The sequence below is a fragment of the Eubacterium sp. genome, assembly GCF_057858645.1.
In genome coordinates this window covers 1-25,988 of sequence record NZ_DBLZZO010000009.1, presented here as the reverse complement: position 1 = coordinate 25,988, position 25,988 = coordinate 1, and the positions used below count along the sequence as shown (strand labels likewise).

At 33.7% G+C, this 25,988-nt stretch carries 17 protein-coding genes and 1 other annotated feature; all 17 genes read left to right on the top strand.

The window, feature by feature from the left end; all coding sequences use genetic code 11:
* Positions 1–18 precede the first annotated feature (18 nt).
* Positions 19–903 carry an ATP synthase F1 subunit gamma gene (gene atpG, locus ACZM4J_RS04435; RefSeq protein ID WP_022165333.1) on the top strand — a complete coding sequence of 295 codons (885 nt, stop codon included), beginning with the start codon at positions 19–21 and terminating at the stop codon, positions 901–903.
* A 16-nt stretch (positions 904–919) separates the two neighbouring features.
* Positions 920–2,311 carry a F0F1 ATP synthase subunit beta gene (gene atpD, locus ACZM4J_RS04430; RefSeq protein ID WP_412336315.1) on the top strand — a complete coding sequence of 464 codons (1,392 nt, stop codon included), beginning with the start codon at positions 920–922 and terminating at the stop codon, positions 2,309–2,311.
* 30 nt (positions 2,312–2,341) lie between these two features.
* Entirely contained in the window at positions 2,342–2,755 is a 414-nt protein-coding gene (gene atpC, locus ACZM4J_RS04425) for an ATP synthase F1 subunit epsilon (RefSeq protein ID WP_022165335.1), read from the top strand.
* A 280-nt stretch (positions 2,756–3,035) separates the two neighbouring features.
* Complete coding sequence (locus ACZM4J_RS04420) at positions 3,036–4,004, top strand: hypothetical protein (protein WP_302689595.1); 969 nt, start codon at positions 3,036–3,038, stop codon at positions 4,002–4,004.
* Between the two features lie 141 nt (positions 4,005–4,145).
* Positions 4,146–6,683, top strand: coding sequence for a YhgE/Pip family protein (locus tag ACZM4J_RS04415; RefSeq protein ID WP_428245221.1), 2,538 nt, complete (start codon positions 4,146–4,148; stop codon positions 6,681–6,683).
* Complete coding sequence (locus ACZM4J_RS04410; protein ID WP_022165338.1) at positions 6,680–8,857, top strand: YhgE/Pip domain-containing protein; 2,178 nt, start codon at positions 6,680–6,682, stop codon at positions 8,855–8,857. Before ACZM4J_RS04415 ends, ACZM4J_RS04410 begins: the two co-directional genes overlap by 4 nt.
* A gap of 433 nt (positions 8,858–9,290) precedes the next feature.
* Positions 9,291–10,277: a diaminopimelate dehydrogenase gene (locus ACZM4J_RS04405; RefSeq protein ID WP_022165339.1), complete on the top strand. Its 987-nt coding sequence runs from the start codon at positions 9,291–9,293 to the stop codon at positions 10,275–10,277.
* A gap of 798 nt (positions 10,278–11,075) precedes the next feature.
* On the top strand, positions 11,076–11,852 hold the full coding sequence (locus ACZM4J_RS04400; RefSeq protein WP_428245222.1) for an MFS transporter: 777 nt from the start codon (positions 11,076–11,078) through the stop codon (positions 11,850–11,852).
* Positions 11,853–12,245: 393 nt separating this feature from the next.
* Complete coding sequence (locus ACZM4J_RS04395) at positions 12,246–16,091, top strand: leucine-rich repeat protein (RefSeq protein WP_428245223.1); 3,846 nt, start codon at positions 12,246–12,248, stop codon at positions 16,089–16,091.
* Positions 16,092–16,324: 233 nt separating this feature from the next.
* Positions 16,325–16,696, top strand: a complete 372-nt coding sequence (locus tag ACZM4J_RS04390) for a CidA/LrgA family protein (RefSeq protein WP_022164581.1) — start codon at positions 16,325–16,327, stop codon at positions 16,694–16,696.
* On the top strand, positions 16,677–17,369 hold the full coding sequence (locus ACZM4J_RS04385; RefSeq protein ID WP_022164580.1) for an LrgB family protein: 693 nt from the start codon (positions 16,677–16,679) through the stop codon (positions 17,367–17,369). Before ACZM4J_RS04390 ends, ACZM4J_RS04385 begins: the two co-directional genes overlap by 20 nt.
* Positions 17,370–17,560: 191 nt before the next feature.
* Positions 17,561–18,121, top strand: a complete 561-nt coding sequence (locus ACZM4J_RS04380; RefSeq protein ID WP_022164579.1) for a cytidylate kinase-like family protein — start codon at positions 17,561–17,563, stop codon at positions 18,119–18,121.
* Positions 18,122–18,310: 189 nt separating this feature from the next.
* Positions 18,311–20,482, top strand: a complete 2,172-nt coding sequence (locus ACZM4J_RS04375) for an ATP-dependent helicase (protein ID WP_022164578.1) — start codon at positions 18,311–18,313, stop codon at positions 20,480–20,482.
* A 122-nt stretch (positions 20,483–20,604) separates the two neighbouring features.
* Positions 20,605–20,857, top strand: a binding site (T-box leader).
* 450 nt (positions 20,858–21,307) lie between these two features.
* Complete coding sequence (locus tag ACZM4J_RS04370) at positions 21,308–23,008, top strand: carbon starvation CstA family protein (RefSeq protein ID WP_022164577.1); 1,701 nt, start codon at positions 21,308–21,310, stop codon at positions 23,006–23,008.
* Between the two features lie 266 nt (positions 23,009–23,274).
* Positions 23,275–23,817 carry a type IV toxin-antitoxin system AbiEi family antitoxin domain-containing protein gene (locus ACZM4J_RS04365; protein WP_022164576.1) on the top strand — a complete coding sequence of 181 codons (543 nt, stop codon included), beginning with the start codon at positions 23,275–23,277 and terminating at the stop codon, positions 23,815–23,817.
* The gene (locus ACZM4J_RS04360) at positions 23,817–24,614 is read left to right on the top strand and encodes a nucleotidyl transferase AbiEii/AbiGii toxin family protein (protein ID WP_412336329.1); all 798 of its coding nucleotides are present in this window, start codon (positions 23,817–23,819) and stop codon (positions 24,612–24,614) included. The genes ACZM4J_RS04365 and ACZM4J_RS04360 overlap by 1 nt, the downstream gene beginning before the upstream one ends.
* A 141-nt stretch (positions 24,615–24,755) precedes the next feature.
* Positions 24,756–25,730 (top strand): ATP-dependent 6-phosphofructokinase, encoded by a 975-nt coding sequence (locus ACZM4J_RS04355; protein ID WP_022164575.1) that lies wholly within the window; start codon positions 24,756–24,758, stop codon positions 25,728–25,730.
* Positions 25,731–25,988 lie beyond the last annotated feature (258 nt).

The following is a 25,988-nucleotide window of genomic DNA, read 5'->3' as shown; positions in this document are numbered from 1 at the left end:
TAAGCAGGAGCGAATAATATGGCAAATGCAAAAGAAATTCAGGAAAGAATGAGTAGTATTAATGATACATTGAAAATTACAAATGCAATGTACATGATATCCTCATCAAAATTAAAAAAGTCCAAAAAGATGTTGCAGGATACAGAGCCTTATTTCTATGAGTTGCAGACACAGATGAGCAGAATTTTAAGACATGTACCTGACATTGAAAGCAAATATTTTGAAAAATCAAGAGATGAGAAAAAAGACCCAAAGGTAGGTTACATAGTAATTACCGCAGATAAAGGTCTTGCAGGTTCTTATAACCACAATATTTTAAAAATTGCGGAAGAAGAAATTGAAGCTCACAAAGATAATAAATTGTTTGTTTTAGGTGAAGTTGGACGACATTATTTTGAAAAAAGAGGAGTACACATAGATAAACAATTTCATTACACAATACAAAATCCAACATTAAACAGAGCTAGAAATATTACAGAAGAATTGTTGGAATTGTATATAAACAATGAGTTAGATGAAATTCATATTATATATACAAAAATGATTAATCCAATTAAGGAAGAAGCAGAAATAAAGCAGTTGTTACCACTTTATAAAACAGATTTTCAGATGAAAATTCCTGCAGACATTCCATTGGAACAGGTAACATTCAGGCCATCACCTGAAGAGGTAATGAACAAGATTGTACCTGCCTACATTGAAGGTTTTGTTTACGGTGCTTTAGTAGAAAGTTATTCCTGTGAACAAAATGCAAGAATGATGGCAATGGAAGCGGCAACAAAAAGTGCAAAAGACATGCTTCAGGAGTTAAGCGTGCTTTACAACCGCGCAAGGCAGGCAGCAATTACTCAGGAAATTACCGAGGTAATCGCTGGAGCCAAGTCACAGAAAAATAAGAAGTAATGGAGGAACAGTTCAAATGAAAACAGGTAAAATAGTACAGGTTTTAGGTCCTGTTGTAGACGTTGCATTTGAAAATGGTGAACTTCCCGCAATTAAAGACGCACTTGAAGTACAAAATGGTGATAAAAAGTGCGTAATGGAAGTTGCACAGCATATTGGAAACGACGTTGTTCGTTGCGTTATGCTTGCGTCAAGTGAAGGACTTTCAAGAGACATGGAAGTTGTTGCTACAGGAAGTGGTATAAAAACTCCGGTAGGAAAAGAAACATTAGGACGTTTATTTAACGTTTTAGGTGAAGCAATAGATGGTGGCAAAGCATTAGATGATGCAGACAAATGGGAAATCCATAGAGAAGCACCAAGCTTTGACCAGCAGAACCCAGCCCAGGAAATATTGGAAACAGGTATTAAGGTAATCGACCTTTTAGCACCATACGCTAAAGGTGGTAAAATCGGTTTGTTCGGTGGTGCCGGCGTTGGTAAAACTGTATTAATTCAGGAACTTATCAGCAACGTTGCAACTGAGCATGGTGGATATTCAATATTTACAGGTGTAGGTGAAAGATCAAGAGAAGGTAATGACTTATGGACTGAAATGAAAGAATCAGGTGTTCTTGAAAAAACAGCCCTAGTGTTTGGACAGATGAACGAGCCACCTGGAGCACGTATGCGTGTTGCTGAAACAGGACTTACAATGGCAGAATATTTCAGAGATGTGGAACATCAGAACGTATTGTTATTCATTGATAATATTTTCAGATTTACACAGGCAGGTTCTGAAGTATCAGCCCTTTTAGGACGTATGCCATCAGCCGTAGGTTATCAGCCAACACTTGCAAATGAAATGGGTGAACTTCAGGAAAGAATCGCATCTACAAAGAACGGTTCAATTACATCAGTTCAGGCTGTATATGTACCAGCCGATGACTTAACTGACCCGGCACCTGCAACAACATTTGCTCACTTGGATGCCACAACAGTATTATCAAGAAAGATTGTTGAACAGGGTATTTATCCTGCTGTAGATCCTCTAGAATCATCATCACGTATCCTTGAGGAAGACATTGTTGGTAAAGAGCATTATGAAGTAGCACGTAAGGTTCAGGAAATTCTTCAGAAATATAAAGAATTACAGGATATTATCGCAATTCTTGGTATGGAAGAATTATCAGAAGAAGATAAGACACTTGTATACAGAGCAAGAAAAATTCAGAAATTCTTATCACAGCCATTCCATGTAGCTGAGAACTTTACAGGTGTAAAGGGTGAATATGTTCCACTTAGCGAAACTATAAAAGGTTTCAAGGCTATTATTTCAGGTGAAATGGATGAATATCCTGAAAATGCATTCTTTAATGTAGGAACAATTGACGATGTTATTAAAAAAGCAAGCAAGATGAAGGAATAAAATCATGTATTGCAAGGATTGGAGTAATATATGGCGACTAATACATTTTATCTAAGAATAGCGTCTGCTAAGAAGATTTTCTTTTCAGGAAGATGTGTTTCAATTATAGTACCTGTTGCAGATGGGCAGGAAGAAATTCTTGCACACCATGAAAACATGGTCAATGCAGTAGAAAATGGTGAATTGAAATTTAAACCTGAAGGCGCAGACAAATATACAACAGTAGTTGTAGGTACAGGCTTTGCCCAGATAATCAACAACCGAGTAACTGTTTTAGTAGAAACAGCCGAGTTGCCTGAGGAAATCGATAAAGCCAGAGCTTTAGAGGCAAAAGAAAGAGCCGAAGAACAATTGCGACAAAAGCAAAGTATGCGTGAATATCATCATTCAAGAGCATCTCTTGCAAGAGCAATGGTTCGACTGAAGGCTACAAGCGGAAAATAAATAAGAAAAAGCAGTAGTATTTGTAATGAGGTACTATTGCTTTTTTTGCTCTTTGTTAAGCTTGGGGGAGAAAATAACTTACATAAAATCGTGTGTGATTTTTAAAAATAATTTTAAAAAGTTTGAATAAATTGAAAAAAAATAAAAAATGTTGCATAAAGTCAGTTTACGGTATACAATAAAAATGTGGTATGAAGAAAATAAAAGAAAAAACAAAAAATAAATATAAAGTTCTCTTGCATACTTCACAAGAGGACTTTTTTTGTTAGGAGGTAATTTTATGAAACACAAAATATGTAAAATTGTAGGAGCTTTATTAATGGCGACAGTGTTGTTTTCATCTGCAAACAATGTAGGGGCAAGTGAAACAAAAGTAAATTTTAAAGACGCATACTTGCTATTTTCAATTTGGGAAGGACAAGGTGATGCAACCATTGAAATAGGAGAGGATTTCTTAACTAAAGATAGAAATCTTGTTAATTATAATGAATTTGAAGATATCCTATTAGATGGAAAAAGCTTAAACAAAGAGAATTATGATATAACATCAGAAAATGAAAAAAATGAAATAGTTAAGGTTTCATTGAAAGAAAAGTATCTGAAGTTATTAAAAGATGGAGCTTATAATTTTGATATTGTTTTTGAAAAGGTTGTTGTGCCAACAAGATTATATGTGGTAAATAACAAAACGCAAATAAAGGACTTGTATTTTGATTTTAGTAAGCCTGAAAAAAATGGTGAAATTGTAGCCCAAATTGATACAACAGTTTTAGGGACAAACGTTGATATGAATCTGTTCAAAAATATTTTTAACAATGGAAAAATCATTAATACAAAAGATTATAAAATAGTTCAGAAAGGGAAAATCATAACTGTTACATTTAGCAAAGCTTATGCAAACAAAATACCAGTGGGAACAACATATTACTATGCTGATTTCTATAATGTTCAAATTGGTTTAAAGGTAACTAAAGGACCTAAAAAAGTAACAGGTTTTAAAGCTACTAGAAAAAAATCAGGTATGAAGATTAGTTGGAAGAAACAGAAAAATGTTACCGGTTATGTAATAAAGATTAGCAAAGATAAAAAGTTCAAGAAGAATGTAAAAACAATAAAAGTAAATGGCAAACAGAAAAGTAAGCTTATTAAAAAGATAAAAAAAGGAAAGTATTTTCTGAAAATAAAATCTTATGTTGAAATAGGTGGAAAAAAATACTACAGTGAATGGTCAAAAATTATAAGAAAGTAAATATATATGTAGGGAAAAAAGGTAATTATTGAAATAAAAATAATTACCTTTTTTTGTGCAATCTGACGTAGTTTTTTACCTATGATTATGTTATGGTATTTTATTATGAAAATAGTAAAAAGTGGCAAATAGGAGAGTTGAATGAGAACAGTTTTAAAGATTTTTAAAAGAGATTTTCGCAGGGCGTTTAGCAACAGAGCGGCGGCTCTTATTATGGTGGGAGTAAGTCTTCTTCCTTCATTATATGCCTGGTTCAATATTGCAGCTAACATAGATCCCTATGCAAATACTCAGGGCGTAAAAGTTGCAATAGCAAATTGTGATGTGGGAAAAGAAACAGAGCTTCTGTCAATGAATGCGGGAGAAAATATTGTAGAGAGTCTAAAGAAAAATGACAAGCTGGGTTGGACTTTTGTAAGTGAAAGTCAGGCAAAGGAAGGGGTGAAATCCGGAAAATATTATGCGGCAATAGTAATTCCGAAAGATTTCAGTGAATCCCTACTTAGTATTTTGTCCGGCAAGCTTAAACAGCCGGAGCTGGATTATTATCTAAATGAAAAGAAAAATGCAATTGCACCAAAGATTACAGATTCAGGCGCTACAACAATACAGCAACAGATAAATGACACTTTTTCGTCAACAGCTTCAGAAGCAATATCAAAAATGGTAAGTGAGGCGGCGAAAAAGATAAAGGGTGATGTTGATGATGCAAACGAAACAATCATTAATGACATTTCTTTAGTTCATAAAAATATTGAAGAATATAATAAAGTTCTTAAGAATTTTAAGAAAACAGCAAAGAGTTCGGAAAAAATAATTGATGATACAATCGATATTTTAAATGAAGTTAATAAGGTGGCTGATTCTACATCAGATTCTGTTGCAGGTGTATCTTCACGAATTACAAATTCAAGAGAAAAGCTAAGAACTTTTAACGGCACATTTTCAAATAAACTACAGAATATAGAGAGTGATTTTAATGATATTGCAATAGCAACTTCAACAAAATTAACAAATTTTGAAAACAAAGGGACAAGTGCAAAAGAAGAGTTGGAGGTAGGAATTGACCAGGTTAATTCTTTGGTTAAAAGAAATTCAAAAATATTAGAGGAGCTTGCACAGCTTAACCGTAAGCTTGGAAATGACAGTGCCACAACAAAAATCGAAAAGCAGATTAGTGAAATTAATGACGTAGATACAGCTTTAGGAAAAATACAATCATCCCTAAACAGCGGTAATTCTACACTTGATAAGACTATAGCTAAGTCAAAATCCACAAGAGAACAAATTGGTTCAGTGGCTACAAATGGCAAGAAATCCTTAGACGGTTACCAAAGTGATTTTCAGAAGAAAACATTGCCTAATGTATACGCATCTTTGGATGGCATGGTTACCATTAACGGCAATTTAAGCTCAACTCTGAAAGGGATAAAACCAACAGTCAAAGAAGCAAAGAAAATATTAAAACAGTTTGGTAAAAGTCTCAACAACATTTCAACAACAATGGATAATGCAAAAGAAACATTAGCAAAAGTTGATGAAAAGTTAGAAGGAATTGTAACAGACCTTCAGGCAATTAGTAGTACGGGAACATACGAAGAGTTAATTTCATTAAAGGGAATTGACACTGAAAAAATATCAGATTTTATGGCATCACCTGTTGATATGGAATCAGAAGTGCTATATGAAGTAAAAAATTATGGCTCTGGCATGACACCATTTTACACAAACCTTGCTTTGTGGGTAGGTGGTTTGATTTTAGTTTCTATTTTAAAACAGGAAGTTGACAGAGAAGGAATAAAAGAAAAATTCTCAGCAACACAGGGCTATTTCGGAAGATGGCTTTTGTATGTGTGCACAGCCGTTGTGCAGGGATTCATAGTGTGCGTTGGAGATTTAGTAATACTTAGAACACAGTGCGTACATCCTTTTGTATTTATTTTAACAGGTATGTTTTTATCATTCGTTTATGTAAATATTATTTTTGCACTGTCAATAACATTTAAGCACATAGGAAAAGCGGTTGCGGTATTACTTGTTATTTTGCAGATACCAGGTTCGTCAGGAACATATCCTATTGAAATGATGCCGGAATTTTTCCAAAAGCTACATCCGTTAATGCCATTTACATACGGCATTAATGCTATGCGTGAGTGTGTGGCAGGCTATTACGGTCATATTTATTTGGAAAACATGATAGCGTTGGTTGTGTTTATAATTTTAGCTTTGTTTGTAGGCTTGGTAATCAGACCGTTAATTCTTAATTTGAACAATATGTTTGATAAAGAGTTGGCAAAAACAGATTTGATGTTATGTGAAACTGCAACAGCTACAAATAAAAACAAACAACTTCAAATGATAGCGAGAGCAATTTTGCAGGATGAATATGGAAGAAAGCAATTCCTGGAAAAGTCTGCTAAGTTTGAAAAGAATTATCAGAAGAAAATTAAAATCGGATTTATTAATATAATTATAATTCCTTTAGTATTTTTAATATTAATGTTTAGTTTAGAATCCAAATTGGTATTTTTAATATTGTGGATTTTATCAATAATAATTCTTGCGGTTTACTTGATTTGCGTGGAATATATTCACAACAAAATACAAAAGCAAATTAAGGTAAGTGGATTCACTTCAGAAGATTTTGTAAAAGTATTAAAGGAGGAGAAGGACACATGAAGAATATTTTAAGAATTTTCAAAAAAGATGTCATTCGCATCCATAAAAACGTAATAGCCCTTATTGTAATCATGGGTATTACGATTGTACCTTGCCTGTACGCATGGTTTAACATTGCAGGAAGTTGGGATCCATACAGCAACACTGGAAATCTTAAGGTGGCTGTGGCAAGTGTAGATGACGGTTATGAGGGAACTTTGATTCCTATTAAACTAAATGTGGGTAATCAGGTTTTGTCAGCATTAAGAGAAAACACTCAAATGGATTGGGTTTTTACGTCAAAGAAAAAAGCGGTTGACGGTGTGAAATCCGGAAAATATTATGCAGCAATTGTAATACCTGAGAATTTTAGTAACCGAATGATGAGCATTTTTTCAAAAAATGTAAAGAAGCCTAATATTATATATTATTCAAATGCTAAAGAAAATGCCATTGCACCTAAGGTTACTGACAAGGGTGCTTCGGCAATTCAAAAGCAGGTAAATCAGGTATTTATTGAGACAGTATCTGATACAGCCTTAACAGCTCTTCAAAGTGTATCAAATCTTGCGCAGGCAGGAGATGCAGACGATATTGTTAATAATTTGTGGAACAATCTGGATAAAATCGCAGATGATCTTGAAGCTACACAAAGCACGCTGGAAACTTTTGGCAACATGGCAGATGCTTCACAAAGCATGTTAAGCACAACTACAGACTTTTTTAAGGATACAAAAAGCAACACAAAAAGTAGCGAAAAAGAATTTAGCGGAATTAAAAAACAGTTTAGTGGCATTAAAGACACACTAACTGCTACAACAGATGCCATTAACAGCGCACTTTCTTCAGGAAAGAAATTTTACGGAGAAATGGGTGATGTTATTGAAGATGCACTAAGCAGTCAAAGTCAGAATACTACAGACGTTAAGACCACACTTAACAAGACATCATCAAAAGTTAATTCAATGATTAGCGACTACTCCAAGTTGAAGTCTTCATTAGAATCAATTGAAAGTCGTCACCCTGAGTTAAGTAAGTACACTCAGTTTTTAATTTCAAAAATAGATGCATCATTAGAAACACAGGAGAAATTAAATGACAAATTAGGTGAAGCTGAAAAAAATCTTACTACAGGGAAAAGTCAGTTAAACAAGGACAAAGCAGATATTTTGAAATTAGTTGATAAAAGTAAAACATCTGTATCATCAGTAAAAACAGATTACTCAAAAGACGTGGAAGAGGCTTTAAAGAAAATTTCAGATTCAGCAGGTAATGTTGAAAATGACATTTCAGGTCTTTTAACAAAAATTGATAACAGCGCAAAAGGAATTTATAAGTTATCAGATTCTGTTGATTCAGATTTATCACAGATAAAGAAAACATTGTCAGACTCAGGTAAACTTTTATCAAAAGCAGCAAAGAAAATCAGAAAAACAACAGGCAAGTTGAAAAATGCAAAAGATGGCGACAATTCAGATTTGAAATCACTAATCATGGGTAACAAAGAAGATTTAACTTCATTTTTGGCAACACCTGTACAGTTAAAAACGACCAAGTTGTATCCAATAGATAACTATGGTTCTTCAATGGCACCATTTTACTCAACCTTATCAATATGGATAGGCGGAATTGTATTGGTAGCAATGTTAAAAGTAAATATTTCTGAAAAAATGAAAAAATCTCTTAGGAACTTACAGAATTATCAGGCATACTGTGGAAGATACATTATTTTCTTAATTGTTGGCTTGATGCAAAGCACGTTAATTGCTTTAGGCGATTTGTATTATTTAGGAATACAGTGCGAACATCCATTTTTATTTGTATTTGCGTGCTGGTTTTCAAGTATTGTTTATGTAAATATTATTTACACATTAACAGTATCTTTTGGGGACATAGGAAAAGCCATAAGCGTTATTTTACTTGTTGTTCAGGTAGCTGGCGCAGGCGGCACCTTCCCAATTGAAGTGGCACCGGGATTTTTCAGGGCAGTATATCCACTACTTCCATTTACATACAGTATGACAGCTTTAAGAGAAGCAGTTGGCGGCATGTACGAAATGACATATTGGATTGAACTTGGAAAGCTTGGAATATTCCTTGTGATTTCTTTATTTGTAGGTTTGGTTTTGCGAAGACCAATAATAAAGATGAATGACGCATTCACTGAAAAGCTGGAAGAGACAAAGATAATGTAGTGCTGAAAGGCTGGAAGAGACAAAGATAATGTAGTGCTAAAAAGCTGGAAAAATCAAAGAAAACATAGTGCAGAAAAAATGGAAAAATCAAAGATGTGTAAAGGCTAAAAGTTTGAAAAGTCAAATACAATGTAAAGATTAAAATCTGTAATAAGTAAATGGAATGTAAAGATTAAAATCTGTAATAAACAAATAGAATAAATTGTGATATACTTTTAGAGTTGGTGTTTGAGAGCATCGGCAATGAGTATAATACATTTACAAGGCAGAAATAAATATCCATTGAAGAAAGCGTTTGATATCTATAGAATTATAAGCTTCAGGATATAATATTTAACGCGTTGTGTTTATTTTGGGATAGTAATTTTGTATGGTAAATGTGGCATGTACTTATTAGGAGATTAGGTAAATATATAAACGAAGGAGACTGAAAATGAAAACAAGAATTGGTATTTTAGGTTATGGTAACCTTGGAAGAGGTGTTGAGTGTGCTGTAAAAGAAGCCACTGACATGGAATTAGTTGCAGTTTTTACAAGAAGAGATCCTAAGGATGTAACAATCCTTACAGAAAATGTTCCTGTATGTAACGTTAAAGACGTAGAAGATTGGAAAGAAAAAATTGATGTTATGATTTTATGTGGAGGTAGTGCTACAGATCTTCCTGTTCAGACACCACAGTTCGCATCAATGTTTAATGTAATTGATAGTTTTGATACACATGCAAGAATTCCTGAACATTTCGCAGCAGTTGACAAGGCTGCAAAAGAAGCAGGAAAAGTTGCAGTTATTTCAGTAGGTTGGGATCCTGGAATGTTCTCACTTAACAGAGTATATGCAAATGCAATTCTTCCAGATGGAAAAGATTACACATTCTGGGGTAAGGGCGTAAGCCAGGGACATTCAGATGCTATTCGTAGAATCAAAGGTGTTAAGAATGCTAAACAGTACACAATCCCAATTGAAAGTGCATTAGAAAGAGTTAGATCAGGAGAAAATCCAGACCTTACAACAAGAGAAAAACATGAGAGAGAATGTTTTGTTGTATTAGAAGAAGGTGCTGACGCAGCAGCTGTAGAAAAAGAAATCAAAGAAATGCCAAACTATTTCTCAGATTACAATACAACAGTTCATTTCATTTCTGAAGAAGAATTAGAAAAGAACCACAGCGGTATGGCTCATGGTGGTTTTGTAATCCGTTCAGGAAAGACAGGAATGAACAAAGAACATAATCACATTATCGAATATAGCTTAAAGTTGGATTCAAATCCAGAATTTACAACAAGCGTTTTAATCGCATACGCAAGAGCAGTTAAACGTCTTTATGACGAAGGTCAGAAAGGTTGCAAGACAGTATTAGACATTGCACCAGCATACCTTTGCGAAGCAAGCGATGAAGATTTAAGAGCACACTTATTGTAAGAAGTAAGGCGTGTTTGTGGCTACTGCCACACATTTATAGAAATTGAAAAATTAGAAAATAGAAAAAGGGCATCCCAAAAGGCAAGTAAGAAGCCGAAGGGGATGCCCTTTTTAGTAAAATTCCACCCCTATGAGCAGAGAAACAAGCAAAGGGGTGGGAATCCTGGAAAGAAGTAAAGCAAGAACAAGAAAATAAGTCAAAATTCCACCCCTATGAGAAGAGAAACAAGCAAAGGGGTGGAAATCCTGGGAAAGTAGTAAAGCAAGAAAAAGAAAACAAGTCAAAATTCCACCCCTATGAGAAGAGAAACAAGCAAAGGGGTGGAAATCCTGGGAAAGTAGTAAAGCAAGAAAAAGAAAATAAGTCAAAATTCCACCCCTATGAGCAGAGAAGCAAGCAAAGGGGTGGAAATCCTGGGAAAGTAGTAAAGTAAGAAAAAGAAAATAAGTCAAATATCCACCCCTATGAGAAGAGAAACAAGCAAAGGGGTGGAAATTCTGGGAAAGTAGTAAAGCAAGAAAAGAAAATAAGTCAAAATTCCACCCTTATGAGAAGAGAAACAAGCAAAGGGGTGGAAATCCTGGAAAGCAGTAAAGCAAGAAAAAGAAAATAAGTCAAAATTCCACCCTTATGAGCATAGAAACAAGCAAAGGGGTGGAAATCTTGGAAAGTAGTAAAGCAAGAAAAAGAAAATAAGTCAAATTTCCACCCTTATGAGCATAGAAACAAGCAAAGGGGTGGAAATTCTGGGAAAGTAGTAAAGCAAGAAAAAGAAAATAAGTCAAATTTCCACCCTTATGAGCATAGAAACAAGCAAAGGGGTGGAAATCCTGGAAAGTAGTAAAGCAAGAAAAGAAAATAAGTCAAAATTCCACCCTTATGAGCATAGAAACAAGCAAAGGGGTGGAAATTCTGGGAAAGTAGTAAAACAAGAAAAAGAAAATAAGTCAAATTTCCACCCCTATGAGCAGAGAAACAAGCAAAGGGGTGTAAATCCTGGGAAAGTAGTAAAGCAAGAAAAAGAAAATAAGTCAAATTTCCACCCTTATGAGCAGACAACATTTTTGTGGTGTGTAAGTTATCTTGTAATCAATCGTGGAATAAGCAATGAGACGGCGGCGAAGTTCGCTTCATTTGTATACATAGGAATTACTATAGGCAGATTTTTATGCGGATTTGTAGCAGACCGACTAGGTGACAGAAAAATGATTCGAATGGGAATTGTTGTAATTGTAGTTGGCTTAGCACTTATGTTTATTCCTACAGGATTAGATACGATACCCCTTATTGCATTAATAATTGTAGGACTTGGATGCGCACCAATTTATCCATCAATTATACATTCAACGCCGTTCAATTTTGGAAAAGAAAATTCGCAGTCGGTTATTGGAATACAAATGGCATTTGCATATGTGGGAACAACTTTTATGCCACCACTATTTGGTATAATTTCGCAACACATAACAATAGCGTTATTCCCTGTGTATATTTTAATTTTTACATTACTAATGCTGTTAAGTACAGAGAGACTTAATAAAATGAAAAGTGTAAACGAAAGAAATAAGATTATGTAAAGTAAAACGATAAATTGGAAATATTAAAACAGAAAAAAGTAAAGTAACTGAAAGTAAATATGGAACAAAAAATTATAAATACGACCGAAAACCAAACACAAAACCAAATGAAAACTGAAAATACGACTGAAAATCAAACGTAAAACAAAAACTGAGAATACGACCGAAAATCAAACGCAAAACAAAAACTGAGAATACGACAGAAAACCAAACGTAAAACCAAACGAAAACTGAAAATACGACTAAAAATCAAACGTAAAATCAAACGCAAAATTTTACGTTTGATTTTTTTTGAACGATTTTCCAGAGATAAAAATTTAAAGTAAAATGTATTGTTTTTAGTGCTATAATAGACAGGTAGTGAAAATACTTAAAGAAAAGGGGAAGTTTATTATGGTACTAAAAACGAAAAGAATCTTATCAATAACCTTGGCAGTAGCAATGGTAGCTACCGCACCAAATCAAATCCCGGCAAAGGAAAATGATATACAAATTCAGGCAAGTCCCGGAACGGTGGAAAAAGTTTTACCGGAAGGCTTTACGGGAGTAACAGCAGAAATTAAAAATGCGTGGAACAAAATTGACGAGGAAATCTTGGCAAATGGCAATGCAAATTATCCTGCTGATGATGGCAAGAAGCCAACACTCAAAATTTGTCCTGATGAAAATTACACAATACCAGAGGCAATTAATGAGGGAGAAACTCTTCAGGTTATGTATGACGTGGATTTGCTGGTGGGCGCAACTTCAGCAAACAGAGTCAAGGCTTTTAAAGATTATGTAGACGAAAGCAACCCACACAACACACCAAGTGGTGGGGCAAGACTTAAAAAAAGACCATATTTAATTGGAACTGAAATATGGTACAAGTTGGATGATGCAATCAAGTGGACAAAGGTTCCTGAAAAAACTCAAAAAAGACTGGGACATTATTTTATGCAAATCCCGGCAGATATTTTGTTTGGACATGATCAGGTTACTTTTAAAGTTAGAGCTTATACATATTATGGCGTTAGCAAGTCGGCGGCAAAGACTGTAAAAATTAACAGATTAAAAAATGATATAGGAAAAATAAGACTAAATGTTAATGACGGAGAAGTTATTTCAGGCAGCAAAACTGTTACCGTAAATGACGGAAAAGAAAACAACATATCTGTTAAATTAAATAATCAGGAACAAAACACTAAAGCTATGTTGGAAAATGGGGCCTATTTTATTGTACAGACAGCAGACACAGCAAATGGCTACAAAAATGCAGTTACAGCAACAAGTAATGGACAAAAAGATATTTTGGCCTTGCTTAATCCTTGGCGAGATTCCACAATGACGAAAGTAATCAGGGTGGATAATAAATATTTTAAATATAATGAGCAGACAAAGGCTTACGATGTTGACCTTACTCTTTGGGCAGGAAACACAGGAACTTCTTTTGAAGAAACATTGTATCCGGAAGTCTTTGGCGAAAACAGGGACGATTACAAGGTGTCTCAACTACAGATGAAATTGCCAAATGGTTCGGTATATTTGCCAACAAAGATTGTACCGGATAATTCAAAAATAAATACAAGAACTGAACTTTCAGCAGTTCATGCAATCGGTGACTCAAAGGGCATGGAAAGCAAAATGACAGTCTCATTTTCAATTCCTGAAAAAGAAGTTGACGCAGTTGGCTGGTTACTTGATACAACTAAACTAAAAGACGGCAAGTACACAATAGTTGCCCAGGAGAATCAGAGTAGCAACAATCAAACAACTACAGTAAATGCACAGGAAAGCAACCAGCAGGCAACTACAGCGAATGCACAGGAAAGCAGCCAGCAGACAACTACAGCGAATGCACAGGAAAGCAGCGAGCAGGCAACTACAGCGAATGCACAGGATAGTAGCCAGCAGACAACTACAGCGAATATCGCAAACAGCAATGACCAGTCGGAGGAAGCAAACAGCATTCCGGAAAGTACAAAAGTAGATTTCGTAGTTGATAACACAAAACCTACAATTAATATAGACATAAAAGATAAAGCAACTTTAAATAAACAGCTTGTAATCATTGAAGGTGATGTGGCAAAAGATGCAAATGGCATAGACAGCGTTGCAGTAACATTAGATGGAAAAGACGTGGAACTTCCAGGGGTGATTTCTCCTGACGACCTAAAAGAAGGTTCACATCAGCTGGCAGTTGTGGCAAAAGATGTGGCAGGTAATATCACTGAAAAAACAGTAACTTTTAATGTTAAAAACTCTGCAATTACAAGTACAACAGAAAAGATTACAAAAAATACTGCTACATTATCAGTGAATGTGGGCAGTAAAAAAACTAATGTAACTTTTTACAAGGGCAAAGCCTTAAATGTGGCAAACAACGGTATAGTGAAAGGACAGGTTGTTTCAGGTAACAATGGCAAAGCTCCCTATGAAATTTTTAAGGTGAACACAGGAAGTGTTAAAGCTCAGGAGAAAGTTGTTGTTAATTGGAGTGGAAAAACCACAGGAACTGACAGTGACCATAAGCTTACAATGTTTGTTCAAAATATAAATACAGGCAAGTGGAAAGCTATTGGCGAGGAAAAATCAGGAAAAATAACAGGTAAATTTGTAGCCAAGGACTATGTAAAAGACGGTAAGGCAATAGTTGCAGTACAGGTAATTGCTAAAGACGGCAATCCTGAAATAGAGCAAAGTGAAGTCACAAAAGTTGCTAACCAGACGTCATGGGATGGAACAGGAAAACCTGAAAATTATGATTTTGCATTTGCATGGGAAACAGACACACAGATATATGCAGAAAGTTTTCCATATCATTATAAAAACATGAATCAGTGGATTGTGGACAATAAGAAAGATTGGAAAATCAAGTATGTCCTACATACAGGTGATATTACCGATGATTATGACATGGAGACTCAGTGGAAAAATGCCGACACTGCAATGAAGATTTTTGATGATGCAGGCATGCCATATGGTGTTTTGGCTGGAAATCACGATGTTGGCGCCGGTTTGGAAAATTACACAAATTATCAAAAATACTTTGGTGCAGACAGATTTAAAAACAAAGATTATTACGGTGGTTCATATAAGAATAACTTAGGTCATTATGATTTAATTACTGAGAATGGACAGGATTTTATTATTTTATATATGAGCTGGGATATTTACACAAATGAAATTAACTGGATGAATAAGGTGTTGAAAAAATATCCTAACAGAAAAGCAATCATTGCCCTTCACCGTTACACAAGAGGTTCTGAAAAAGCAAACACACCGATTACAGACTATGCAGGAAAGTTGATTCAGACTAATGTTGTTGCTAAGAACCCTAACGTAATAGCAGTGTTAAACGGACATTACAGTGGTGCCAGCATGAATGTAATGGGATTTGATGACGACAAGGATGGCGTAAAAGAAAGAACTGTTTACGAAATTTGTACCGACTATCAATCGAACGACCAGGGCGGAGCCGAATACGTTAAACTGTTATATTTTGATTTGAAAAACAACAAGATTTATGTTAATTCATATTCTCCATATAAGAAGGATTTCAATTATTATGACAATCCTAAGTTGGAAAATTACAACCAGGGAACAGTTGTTTATAAGCAGGATATTGTAGAATTAAATTATAATTATGTTGATAAAAAACAAAGCCTGATAACAAATTCAATTAATGGCTTTGTGGAGACAGCTGACGTAATTAAGAGTGTAAATGGGAAAACAGGCAAAGTTTCATGTACATACTCAGGCTTGAAAGCGGATAGCGAATATAGTTGGTATGGAAAAGTAACTAACAGTGATGGTGAAGAATTTTATACAAATGCTAATACCTTTAAAACATTAAAAACATTAAAGGTAAAAGCACAACCGACAATAAAAGTAGGAAAAACATATACTGTTGGTAAGTTTAAATACAAAGTAAAATCTACAAAGAAGGGCATTACAAAGGTAGCAATTTCTGGTAAAAACAAGAAAATTAAGAAACTTGTTATACCTTCATTTGTAAATATTAAAGGCAAAAAATGTAGAGTTACTGAAATTAATGCAAGTGGCTTTAAGGGTTACAAAAAACTAAAAACCGTTGCTATTAAATCAAAGTATTTAACAAAAATTGGCACAAAGGCATTTTATAAATGTAGCAATCTTAAGACTGTTAAGTATTATAAGAACAAAAAAATTAAAGTGGGAAGAAAAGCTTTTGCAGGGTGTAAAAAACTGAAAAAAAAGTTCCCAGCTAGAGCATTTTAAAGGTAATGTTATTTTCGATAATGCAAAAATTAAATTTACAAATTGCATTAAGTACTAGATAAAATTAAAAAAAGTCTGTATCATTGTATGTGGCTTTGCAGAGCAATATCTGCAATTTGCCAATAGAGTTTAGAATTTTACAATGATGCAGGCTTTTTCTGTTTCACCATAAAATTTATTTTCTACAAATATGCTAATAATAAAATAAAAGAATAAAGGAGACAAGCAAAATTATGAAGTACATGAGACAGTTTGGAATCATCATGTTTGTTACCTGTTTGGGAGAGGTTTTAAAATATTTGATTCCATTGGCAATTCCATCAAGTATATATGGTCTTTGTCTGATGATGTTATTTCTTGTAACAGGAATTGTAAAAGTTGACAGCGTAAAAGAATCAGGTTCATTTTTAATAGAAATCATGCCCATTATGTTTATTGGTTCCGGTGTGGGAATTGTTGTTTACTGGAATCAGTTAAAAGGCATGTTAATTCCGTTAATTGTAATCACCATTATCTCAACAATTCTGGTAATAGTGGTAGCTGGAAAAGTTACACAGTTTGTAATTAAAAAAAGGAGCAAAAAAAATGGATCAGGTAGTAATTAATTCAACAACAATTGGGATAGTTATAAGTGTTTTAGGTTATGAATTAGGTATGCTTCTAAAAAGAAAATTTAAGCTTGCCGTTTTTAACCCACTACTTATTTCTATTATTTTTGTAATTATATGTTTGGGGATATTTAACGTAGATTATGAGAGTTATAATAAAAGTGCCCAATATTTAGGCTACTTATTAACACCGGCAACAGTATGCCTTGCTATACCGTTATATCAGCAGATTAGACTTTTAAAAGAAAATATTTGGGCTATATTTCTTGGTATTTTATCAGGGGTATTAACAAGTCTGGGATGTATTTTGGCTTTTGCGTTATTGTTTGGTTTCAACCATAAAGAGTATGTTACACTACTTCCAAAGTCAATTACAACAGCAATTGGTATGGGTGTTTCAGAGGAACTTGGTGGCTATGTAACAATTACAGTGGCAGTTATAATCATAACAGGAGTTCTTGGAAACATGCTTGCAGATGTGGTTTGTAAAATTTTCAGAATAACTAATCCAGTGGCAAAAGGAATTGGAATTGGGACAGCCTCACATGCCATCGGCACAGCAAAGGCAATGGAAATGGGAGAAATAGAAGGGGCAATGAGTAGTTTGTCCATAGTAATAGCAGGAATTTTAACAATGATAGGAGCATCAGTTTTCGCTAATTTTCTGTAAACATACGACTATTTCTAAAATTAAAATAAATACGTGAATATCTCAAAAGTTACGCAATAATTTATATGTTAATATTAAAAAAATAATAATATATGCATGAATATCTTGAAAATTAAAACAGGACATACTAAACATAACGTTAAAAAAATGAAAATATTTATATGCAAAAATCAAATTCTGGGAGGTAAAACATGATTATTACAATAGCAAGACAATGTGGAAGTGGCGGTCACGAAGTGGCACAGATTTTAGCTGACAAATTAGGTCTGGAACTTTTTGATAAAAATAGATTATTAGAAGAAGCAAGAAAACTTGGGAAGGAAGATGAGTTTAGCGACTTTTTTAATGAAAGACCGGTAAACAGTCTTTTGTATGGAATAGCCATGAGTTTTGGAAACGAAAAGCCAATGTCTAAGGCACTTGATTTTATAAAAGAAGTAACCAAGGATAAAAACGCAGTTATAATTGGACGCTGTGCAAACATTATTTACAAAGATAATCCTGAAGTTATGAAGGTTTTTCTCCATGGAAACGAGGCTTGGAGAGTTGATTATGTGGCAGAGCGTGATAGTGTTAGCAGAAGAGAGGCACTTAAAAACATCAAGGAAGTGGACGAAAAAAGAGCATCTTTCCACAAATATTGTACAGATGCAGTGTGGGGAGATGCAAGAGATTACAACCTTTCAATTGACACAGCCACAATTGGAATCGAGAAAGCGGCAGAAATTATTTTAAGTTATATGGATAATTAAATTCAGATGTATAGTCAATTGGTATGGAAATTAAGTTTGTTTGTATAACCAAATTTCTATAGACAATTAAGACTGTTCGTATAACAAAATTTCTATAGACAATTAAGTGATTGCAAATAAGGAAATCTGCATTGATAACCAAATTATATTTTAGGCATTTATATTTACTAATAATAAATAGAGGAAAATATGATATTAGAAGAATTTATCGGGAAGTATCAAATAAATTTAACAAAACAACAACTTGAAGGGGTTACATCAATTGAGATGCCAACCCTTCTTTTAGCTGTGCCGGGAAGTGGGAAAACCACTGTTTTAGTATACAGATTGGGCTATATGATATATTGCAAAAACATAATGCCGAAAAAAATTCTCACACTTACATATACAGTGGCAGCTACAATTGAAATGAGAAAAAGATTTGCTGGAATTTTTGGCGAAGAAATGGCATCAAGACTTGAATTTAGGACCATTAACGGTGTATGTGCCAAAATAATACATTATTGTGGAGTAAGACTGGGAATTAAGCCATATAATTTAATTCCAGATGAAGGTTTTAAAGTGAAGCTTTTAACAGCAATCTATCAACATATACAGGATAGCTATCCTCTTGAAAGTGATGTTCAGAATCTTATAACACTGATTACTTATGCAAAAAACATGATGTTATCAAAAAAAGAGATAGAGAAATTAGGAAATCAGGAGAAGATAAAATTATTAGAAATTTATGAAATGTATAACAGGGAGTTAAGCAGAAAATCATTAATGGACTATGATGACCAAATGGTTTACGCCCTGAATCTTCTTAAATCAATACCTGAAATTCTTGAATATTTTCAGGAAAAATATCAGTTTATTTCTGTTGACGAAGCACAGGACACTTCAAAAGTTCAACATAAAATCATTAGAATACTTGGTGGCAAATACAAAAACATCTTTATGGTAGGAGATGAGGATCAAAGTATTTACGGTTTCAGAGCTGCATATCCCGAAGCGTTGTTGGAATTTGAAAAAACATATCCTAACGGAAAGATTCTCTTAATGGAAGAAAACTTTAGATCTAATGGTGAAATTGTTGTGGCAGCAGACAGGTTTATTCAAAAAAATACTCTGCGACATAAAAAGAAAATGAAGGCTTTTAGACCAAACAATAATAAAATTAGATTAATCGACATAAAAACAAGAAAAGGGCAGTACAAATATTTAGAGAAAGTAGTAACAGATTGTGAAAATGAAACAGCTGTGTTGTACAGGGATAATGAAAGTATTTTGCCGGTAATAGATTTGCTAGAGCAGAATAACATACCATACAAAATCAAAAATAAAGATTTAACTTTTTTTACTAACAAAGTTGTAATGGATATTGAAAACATAATTAATTTTTCAAAAGACCAGACAAATACAGAGATGTTTATGCAGATTTATTTTAAAATAAATACTTACGTGGGAAAAGTCGTTGCTGAAAAAGCTTGCGTAATTAGCAAAGAAAAAAATATTTCCGTACTAGATGCAGTTCTTCAGTGTCCACAGACACCTAAAGGAACGGTGAAAAGCGTAAAAGAGATTAAGTTGCACATGAAAAATCTCGCAAACGAAAATGGTGCCAGCGGTCTTTTTAGAATTATAAATGCAATGGGTTATAAAGATTACCTTGAAAAAAATCATATAAAAGATGGTAAGCTGGAAATATTGCAGACAATAGCACAGAATCAAACGTCAGTATTTGATTTTGTAGCTCGTTTGAAGGAATTGGAACAACTTATAAGAAATAAAGAAAATGACGCTAGCTGTAATCTGATTTTCTCCACAATGCATTCCAGCAAAGGTCTGGAATTTGATAATGTGTACATAATGGATGCGATAGATGGTGTTTTTCCTGAATATATACCAGGGAAAAAAGCGACAGATGAAGAAATAAAAATATATGAGGAAGAAAGACGTTTATTTTATGTTGCCGTAACAAGGGCAAAAAATAATCTTTGTATTTTTTCAAAAAAAGGCAGTAATACTTTTATTTGTGAATTGTTAGGGACAAAAGCACCAATAGCTCCAATTGGTAAAGGCGAAAGCACACCAATAGTTACAAAAACGGAAAGAAAAAGGACGAATAATATAGGAAAAACCAAACCTTATGCCTACAATAATTCAAAAAAATGTTATAAAACATCAAGTAAAATTATTACAGAGTCAGAATACTGGGATAAGTATGAAGAAATAAAAAATACAGGAAAAATAGAGCATAAAACTTTGGGAAAAGGTGTAGTTAAAAGGATTTCAGGGGATACAATTGAAGTTGAATTTGAAAATAAAACAAGCAAAATGAAACTGAAATTTTTAATGGAAAAGGATTTACTACGATAAATAAAGGGACATTATTTAAAAATTGTCACAAAAATATTAAGAAATATCAAAAAAATCTGTGCAAAATTTAACCTTGCAAGATTCGACAATAAGTGATAAAACATAAAAAGACAAACAAATAACAAGTTGCGTTGAAAGGGATACATTGCAAAGAGTAGCTTGATTACAGAGAACCGAGGTAGCTGAGAATCGGAAGAAAAGCCTTGTTGTAACATCACCCTGGAGCATCTCTCCTAAAGCTTTTAGTTAGTAGGCAGGGACGTGTTCTTCACGTTACAGAAGAAGCTGTTTATACAGACAGTATTAAGTGGTGATAATTAGCAATAGTTATCTCAAACAAAGTGGTACCACGGAAATGATTTATCCGCCTTTGTTGTCCTAGGACAACAAAGGCGTTTTTATTTTTTTATTACAGTGTTGCAATAGGTAAATGCACCTGTGCTTGCACAAAGGTGCATTTACCTATTGACAACACGCCCCACAAATGAGCATAAAAGCACGACGAAGTCGGGCGATATGCGAATGTGTGGGTTGGATTGCGGGAGTACGAAGTACGTAGCAATCCAAGGTAATAAAAATAATGTAAGTATGTTATTTGGATTGCGGGAGTACGAAGTACGTAGCAATCCAAGGTAATAAAAAATAATGTAAGTATGTTATTTGGATTGCGGGAGTACAAAGTACGTAGCAATCCAAGGTAATAAAAAATAATGTAAGTATGTTATTTGGATTGCGGGAGTACGAAGTACGTAGCAATCCAAGTAATAAAAAATATTAGATTGCACAAAGCAATCTAAATAATAAAAAAGAAGAGAGGTAATACAAATGAATGGAATCTTAATGATGGTGATTGCAATCGTAGTTCTTGGAGGAGCATATCTTCTCTACGGTCGCTATCTTCAGAAAAAGTGGGGAATTGATCCTAACGCAAAAACTCCAGCGTATGAAATGGAAGATGGAGTTGACTATGTGCCAGCTGATACAAACGTAGTATTTGGACATCAGTTTGCATCTATCGCAGGTGCAGGCCCAATTAACGGTCCTATTCAGGCAGCAATTTTCGGATGGTTACCGGTTTTATTATGGATACTTATAGGTGGTGTATTCTTTGGAGCTGTTCAGGATTTTGCATCAATGTACGCATCAGTAAAAAATAAAGGTCGTACAATTGGTTATATTATCGAAGAATATATTGGAAAATTAGGAAAGAAATTATTCTTATTATTCTGCTGGTTATTCTGTATTTTAGTAGTTGCAGCATTCGCAGACGTTGTAGCTGGAACATTTAACGGCTTTACAGTACCTACAGTAGCAGGTGAAGCTGTAAAGAAAGTTGCAGCAAACGGTGCAGTAGCAACAACATCAATTTTATTTATTTTTGAAGCTGTTGCATTAGGTATGATTTTAAAATATGGAAAATTACATAAATGGATTAACACAGCAATAGCAATTGTTATGTTAGTAGCAGCAGTTGTAATTGGCTTAAACTTCCCAATTTACTTAACAAGAGAAACATGGCACATTTTAATTTTTGCTTACATTTTTGTTGCCAGCGTAGTTCCTGTTTGGGCATTATTACAGCCTAGAGATTACTTAAACAGTTATTTGTTAATATTTATGATTGTAGGTGCTGTTATTGGTGTATTTGTTTCAAATCCATCATGTAACTTACAGGCATTTACAAGCTTTAATGTAGATGGACAGTATATGTTCCCAATTTTATTTGTAACAATCGCATGTGGTGCTGTATCAGGTTTCCATTCACTTGTTTCATCAGGTACAGCTTCGAAGCAGATTAAAAATGAAAAGAACATGTTACCAGTATCATTTGGTGCAATGCTTATGGAAAGTATGCTTGCAGTAATCGCATTAATCGCAGTTGCTTCATTTGCAAAAGGCGAAGCAGCAGCACAGGGGTTAACAACACAGCCTCAGATTTTTGCAGGTGCAATCGCAAACTTCTTATCAGTTATTGGTTTGCCACATAGCTTAGTATTTACATTAATTAACTTAGCAGTTTCAGCATTTGCTTTAACATCACTTGACTCAGTAGCAAGAGTTGGTCGTCTTTCATTCCAGGAATTCTTCTTAGATGAAGGAGTAACAGAAGAAAATATGACACCATTCCAGAAGGTAGTAACAAACAAATATTTTGCAACAATCATTACATTGGTACTTTCATTCTTACTTGCAAAAGTTGGTTACGCAGAAATTTGGCCATTATTTGGTTCAGCAAACCAGTTATTATCAGTTCTTGCTTTAGTAGCATGTGCAGTATTCTTGAAGAAAACAAAACGTCAGGGTTGGATGTTATGGGTACCTATGTTCTTCATGATGGCAGTAACATTTACAGCTCTTGGAATGACAATTTACAAATTAGGTGGCGCATTCCTTTCAACAGGATTAACACTTGGAAACACATTGCAGTTAATCTTCGCAATTTTACTTTTAATCCTTGGTGTAATCGTTGCAGTACAGGGTGTTAAGAAATTATTCCAAAAGAATACAGAAAAAGCAGTTGCATAGGGCAACAGTTATAATTAAATAAAATAATAAGCGAAAGCGTAAATTCTATACCAATTTCAAAATTTTAAAATAGTTTGATTTTGGAAAGGTATAAAGAATTTACGCTTTTCTTTCTTTTTGGAAAATAGATGCAAAAGTAAAAATACACATAATATTCTAATGTGTGTATTTTTACTTTACAAAATACATTTATATACATATAATTAAAGTAAAAGTACACACTATAATAAATAGAGTGGATAATTACTACAATATGGAGGGATAAAATGATATTAACATATAAAGATTGTATAAAGAAATATGGATCAGATTACATGATAAAAAAAGAATTAGAGCAAGGAAAACTTTTTCAAAAAAGTAAAGGAGTTTATTCTGAAGAAGAAAATTGTTCGGAATTGGAAATCATTACTGTTAAGTATCCCAGAGCAGTTTTTGCAGGAGCAAGCGCTTACTATTATTATGGTTTGACAGATACTATTCCGGATGAATATGTTTTAGCAACAAGACGCTCAGATAGTAGAATAAAAAATGAAAAAATACATCAGATATTTGTTAAGGATGATATTTTCGATATGGGAAAATCAACAATGCAATATAGAGGAAGTACAATAAATATTTACAGTTTAGAGAGAGTGCTGGTTGATTTGATTCGCATGAAAAAAAAGCTACCATTTGACTTTTATAAGGAGATAATAGGCAATTATAGAGATATTATTCATAAATTAGATTTTTATACTATTGAAACATATGCTGGCAAGTTTAGAAATAAAAGATCTATAATGAACGCTATACAGTTGGAGGTAATGTAGTGAATTTACAAAAAGAGATAGAGAAAATGAAAAACGAAGGATATAGTGAAAATAATGCAGAAGCACGACTTTGTCAGGATATAATTTTAAAAGCAATATCTGAAAGTAGCTTAAATAGAAATGTCACAATCAAAGGTGGAGTTGTAATGAGAAATTTGTCAAAGAGTGTGAGAAGAGCGACTCAAGATATTGATTTAGATTTTATAAGATATTCCATTTCGAATGATTCTATAAATGCATTTATACAAAAATTGAATAATGTGGATGGTGTTGTAATTGAATTAAAGAAGCCAATTAAAGAATTAAAACATCAGGATTATAAGGGAAAAAGAGTGTTGGTTGATATAAGAGATGTTTACGGATATCAAATAGAGGGGAAAATTGATATTGGGATTCATAAGGATTTAGATGTAGAGCAAGAAGATTATTGTTTTGACATTTGTTTTCAAGAAGACGGAGCAAGTCTTTTAATGAATTCAAGGGAACAGATAATAACTGAAAAATTAAAATCATTAGTTAGATTTATGACAAGAAGTACACGATATAAGGATGTATTTGATATATATTTTTTGAAAAGCAATATCAATAAGAAAAAGTTAAAGGAATGCATAAAAAAATACATATATGATGATGAAACATTAGCTGTAAATAATATCGAAGACATAGTTAATCGTCTTGAAATTATTTTTAGTGATAAAATATATATTAGTGAATTAAACAAATCTCGAAAAAATTGGTTGGAAGCTGAAACAGGGAAAGTATTAGAGGCGGATATAGAATTATTTAAGAATTTATAAATAATCTGGATAATCTGGCTTATACTTTTAATTTATTGACATGAAAAATACTCGTTGTTAGAATAATTATCGGAGAAAATAATTGTATGTAATGATTTATGAAAACAAGCCTAAAAATCAAAAAGATACAGGAGAAAAAACATGAAAGATATTAAAAAAATTGCAGTTTTAACAAGTGGTGGAGACGCACCGGGAATGAACTCAGCTGTTAGGGCAGTTGTGTTTAGTGCATTTCATCATAATATAGAAGTTGTGGGAATTTACAGAGGATATGAAGGGTTAATTGATTGGGAGACAAAAGACCTTACATTAGATGATGTGAGAAATATTAATAGTCAGGGCGGAACTTTTCTTTTAACAAGTAGAAGTGAAAGATTTCTTGAAACAAAATATAGAGAACAGGCAGCAGAAAATCTTAGAGCAAACAATGTAGATGCGTTAGTTGCAATCGGCGGGGATGGAACTCTTAGAGGCGCAATTGATTTTAAAGAACAGGGTGTCAATGTTGTGTGCATCCCTGGAACAATCGACAGAGACATTTCATGTAGCGAATACACATTAGGTTTTGATACAGCTGCAAATACTGCTACAGAGGCAATTGATAAGATAAGAGATTCTTCAATTTCCCATGGAAGATGTAGTGTTGTTGAGGTAATGGGTAGAAAAAGAGGTTACATTGCTTTATGGGCAGGGATGGCAACATCTGCAGAGGCTATCGTACTTCCTGAAAAATGGAATGGTAATTATGACACAATTACTGATGCAATAAAACAGCGACACGCAGAGGGAAGAAACAGTTACTTGGTAGTAGTTGCAGAGGGCGTTACAGATGCACCAAAACTGGCAGAAATAATTTGCGAGAAAACAGGCATAGAATCAAGAGTATCTGTGTTAGGCTACATACAGCGTGGTGGCAATCCAACAGCAAAGGACAGAATGTATGGTTCATTAATGGGTGCTTATGCTGTTGAAATTTTAACTCAGGGAAAACAAAACCGAATTGTTGCAATTAAAAATGACAAGCTTATCGACTATGATACAGCAGAAGCGATAAATATTCATAATAATATGTTAGATTCATTCCAATACGAATTGAGCTTGATGCTGTCAGATTAAAAAGATAAAAAATGAAAAAATCTACGTTTCTGATAAAGAAATGTAGATTTTTTATTTTGTAATTAAATATGTACCTTGCAAAAATAATTACTAGTTTGTGAAAATAGTAGCAGGGAAAAGCTAACAGTTTAAATTGCAATTAAATTTTGAAATTTGTACTTTAAATGAAAAAGTAACTGCACGAACATATTGACACCAAATTTTTTAAACCTTAAATGGGGTGAAAATTGAGCTTTAAATGGTGTATAATAATAAAAA

Excerpts from the sequence above, each read along its gene's own strand:
- atpD (WP_412336315.1), top strand. The coding sequence starts at position 920 with ATGAAAACAGGTAAAATAGTACAGGTTTTAGGTCCTGTTGTAGACGTT.
- ACZM4J_RS04400 (WP_428245222.1), top strand. The coding sequence starts at position 11,076 with ATGAGCATAGAAACAAGCAAAGGGGTGGAAATCCTGGAAAGTAGTAAA.
- ACZM4J_RS04395 (WP_428245223.1), top strand. The coding sequence starts at position 12,246 with ATGGTACTAAAAACGAAAAGAATCTTATCAATAACCTTGGCAGTAGCA.
- ACZM4J_RS04365 (WP_022164576.1), top strand. The coding sequence starts at position 23,275 with ATGATATTAACATATAAAGATTGTATAAAGAAATATGGATCAGATTAC.
- ACZM4J_RS04385 (WP_022164580.1), top strand. The coding sequence starts at position 16,677 with ATGGATCAGGTAGTAATTAATTCAACAACAATTGGGATAGTTATAAGT.
- ACZM4J_RS04370 (WP_022164577.1), top strand. The coding sequence starts at position 21,308 with ATGAATGGAATCTTAATGATGGTGATTGCAATCGTAGTTCTTGGAGGA.
- ACZM4J_RS04375 (WP_022164578.1), top strand. The coding sequence starts at position 18,311 with ATGATATTAGAAGAATTTATCGGGAAGTATCAAATAAATTTAACAAAA.
- ACZM4J_RS04420 (WP_302689595.1), top strand. The coding sequence starts at position 3,036 with ATGAAACACAAAATATGTAAAATTGTAGGAGCTTTATTAATGGCGACA.
- ACZM4J_RS04410 (WP_022165338.1), top strand. The coding sequence starts at position 6,680 with ATGAAGAATATTTTAAGAATTTTCAAAAAAGATGTCATTCGCATCCAT.
- ACZM4J_RS04390 (WP_022164581.1), top strand. The coding sequence starts at position 16,325 with ATGAAGTACATGAGACAGTTTGGAATCATCATGTTTGTTACCTGTTTG.
- atpC (WP_022165335.1), top strand. The coding sequence starts at position 2,342 with ATGGCGACTAATACATTTTATCTAAGAATAGCGTCTGCTAAGAAGATT.
- ACZM4J_RS04405 (WP_022165339.1), top strand. The coding sequence starts at position 9,291 with ATGAAAACAAGAATTGGTATTTTAGGTTATGGTAACCTTGGAAGAGGT.
- ACZM4J_RS04380 (WP_022164579.1), top strand. The coding sequence starts at position 17,561 with ATGATTATTACAATAGCAAGACAATGTGGAAGTGGCGGTCACGAAGTG.
- ACZM4J_RS04415 (WP_428245221.1), top strand. The coding sequence starts at position 4,146 with ATGAGAACAGTTTTAAAGATTTTTAAAAGAGATTTTCGCAGGGCGTTT.
- ACZM4J_RS04355 (WP_022164575.1), top strand. The coding sequence starts at position 24,756 with ATGAAAGATATTAAAAAAATTGCAGTTTTAACAAGTGGTGGAGACGCA.
- atpG (WP_022165333.1), top strand. The coding sequence starts at position 19 with ATGGCAAATGCAAAAGAAATTCAGGAAAGAATGAGTAGTATTAATGAT.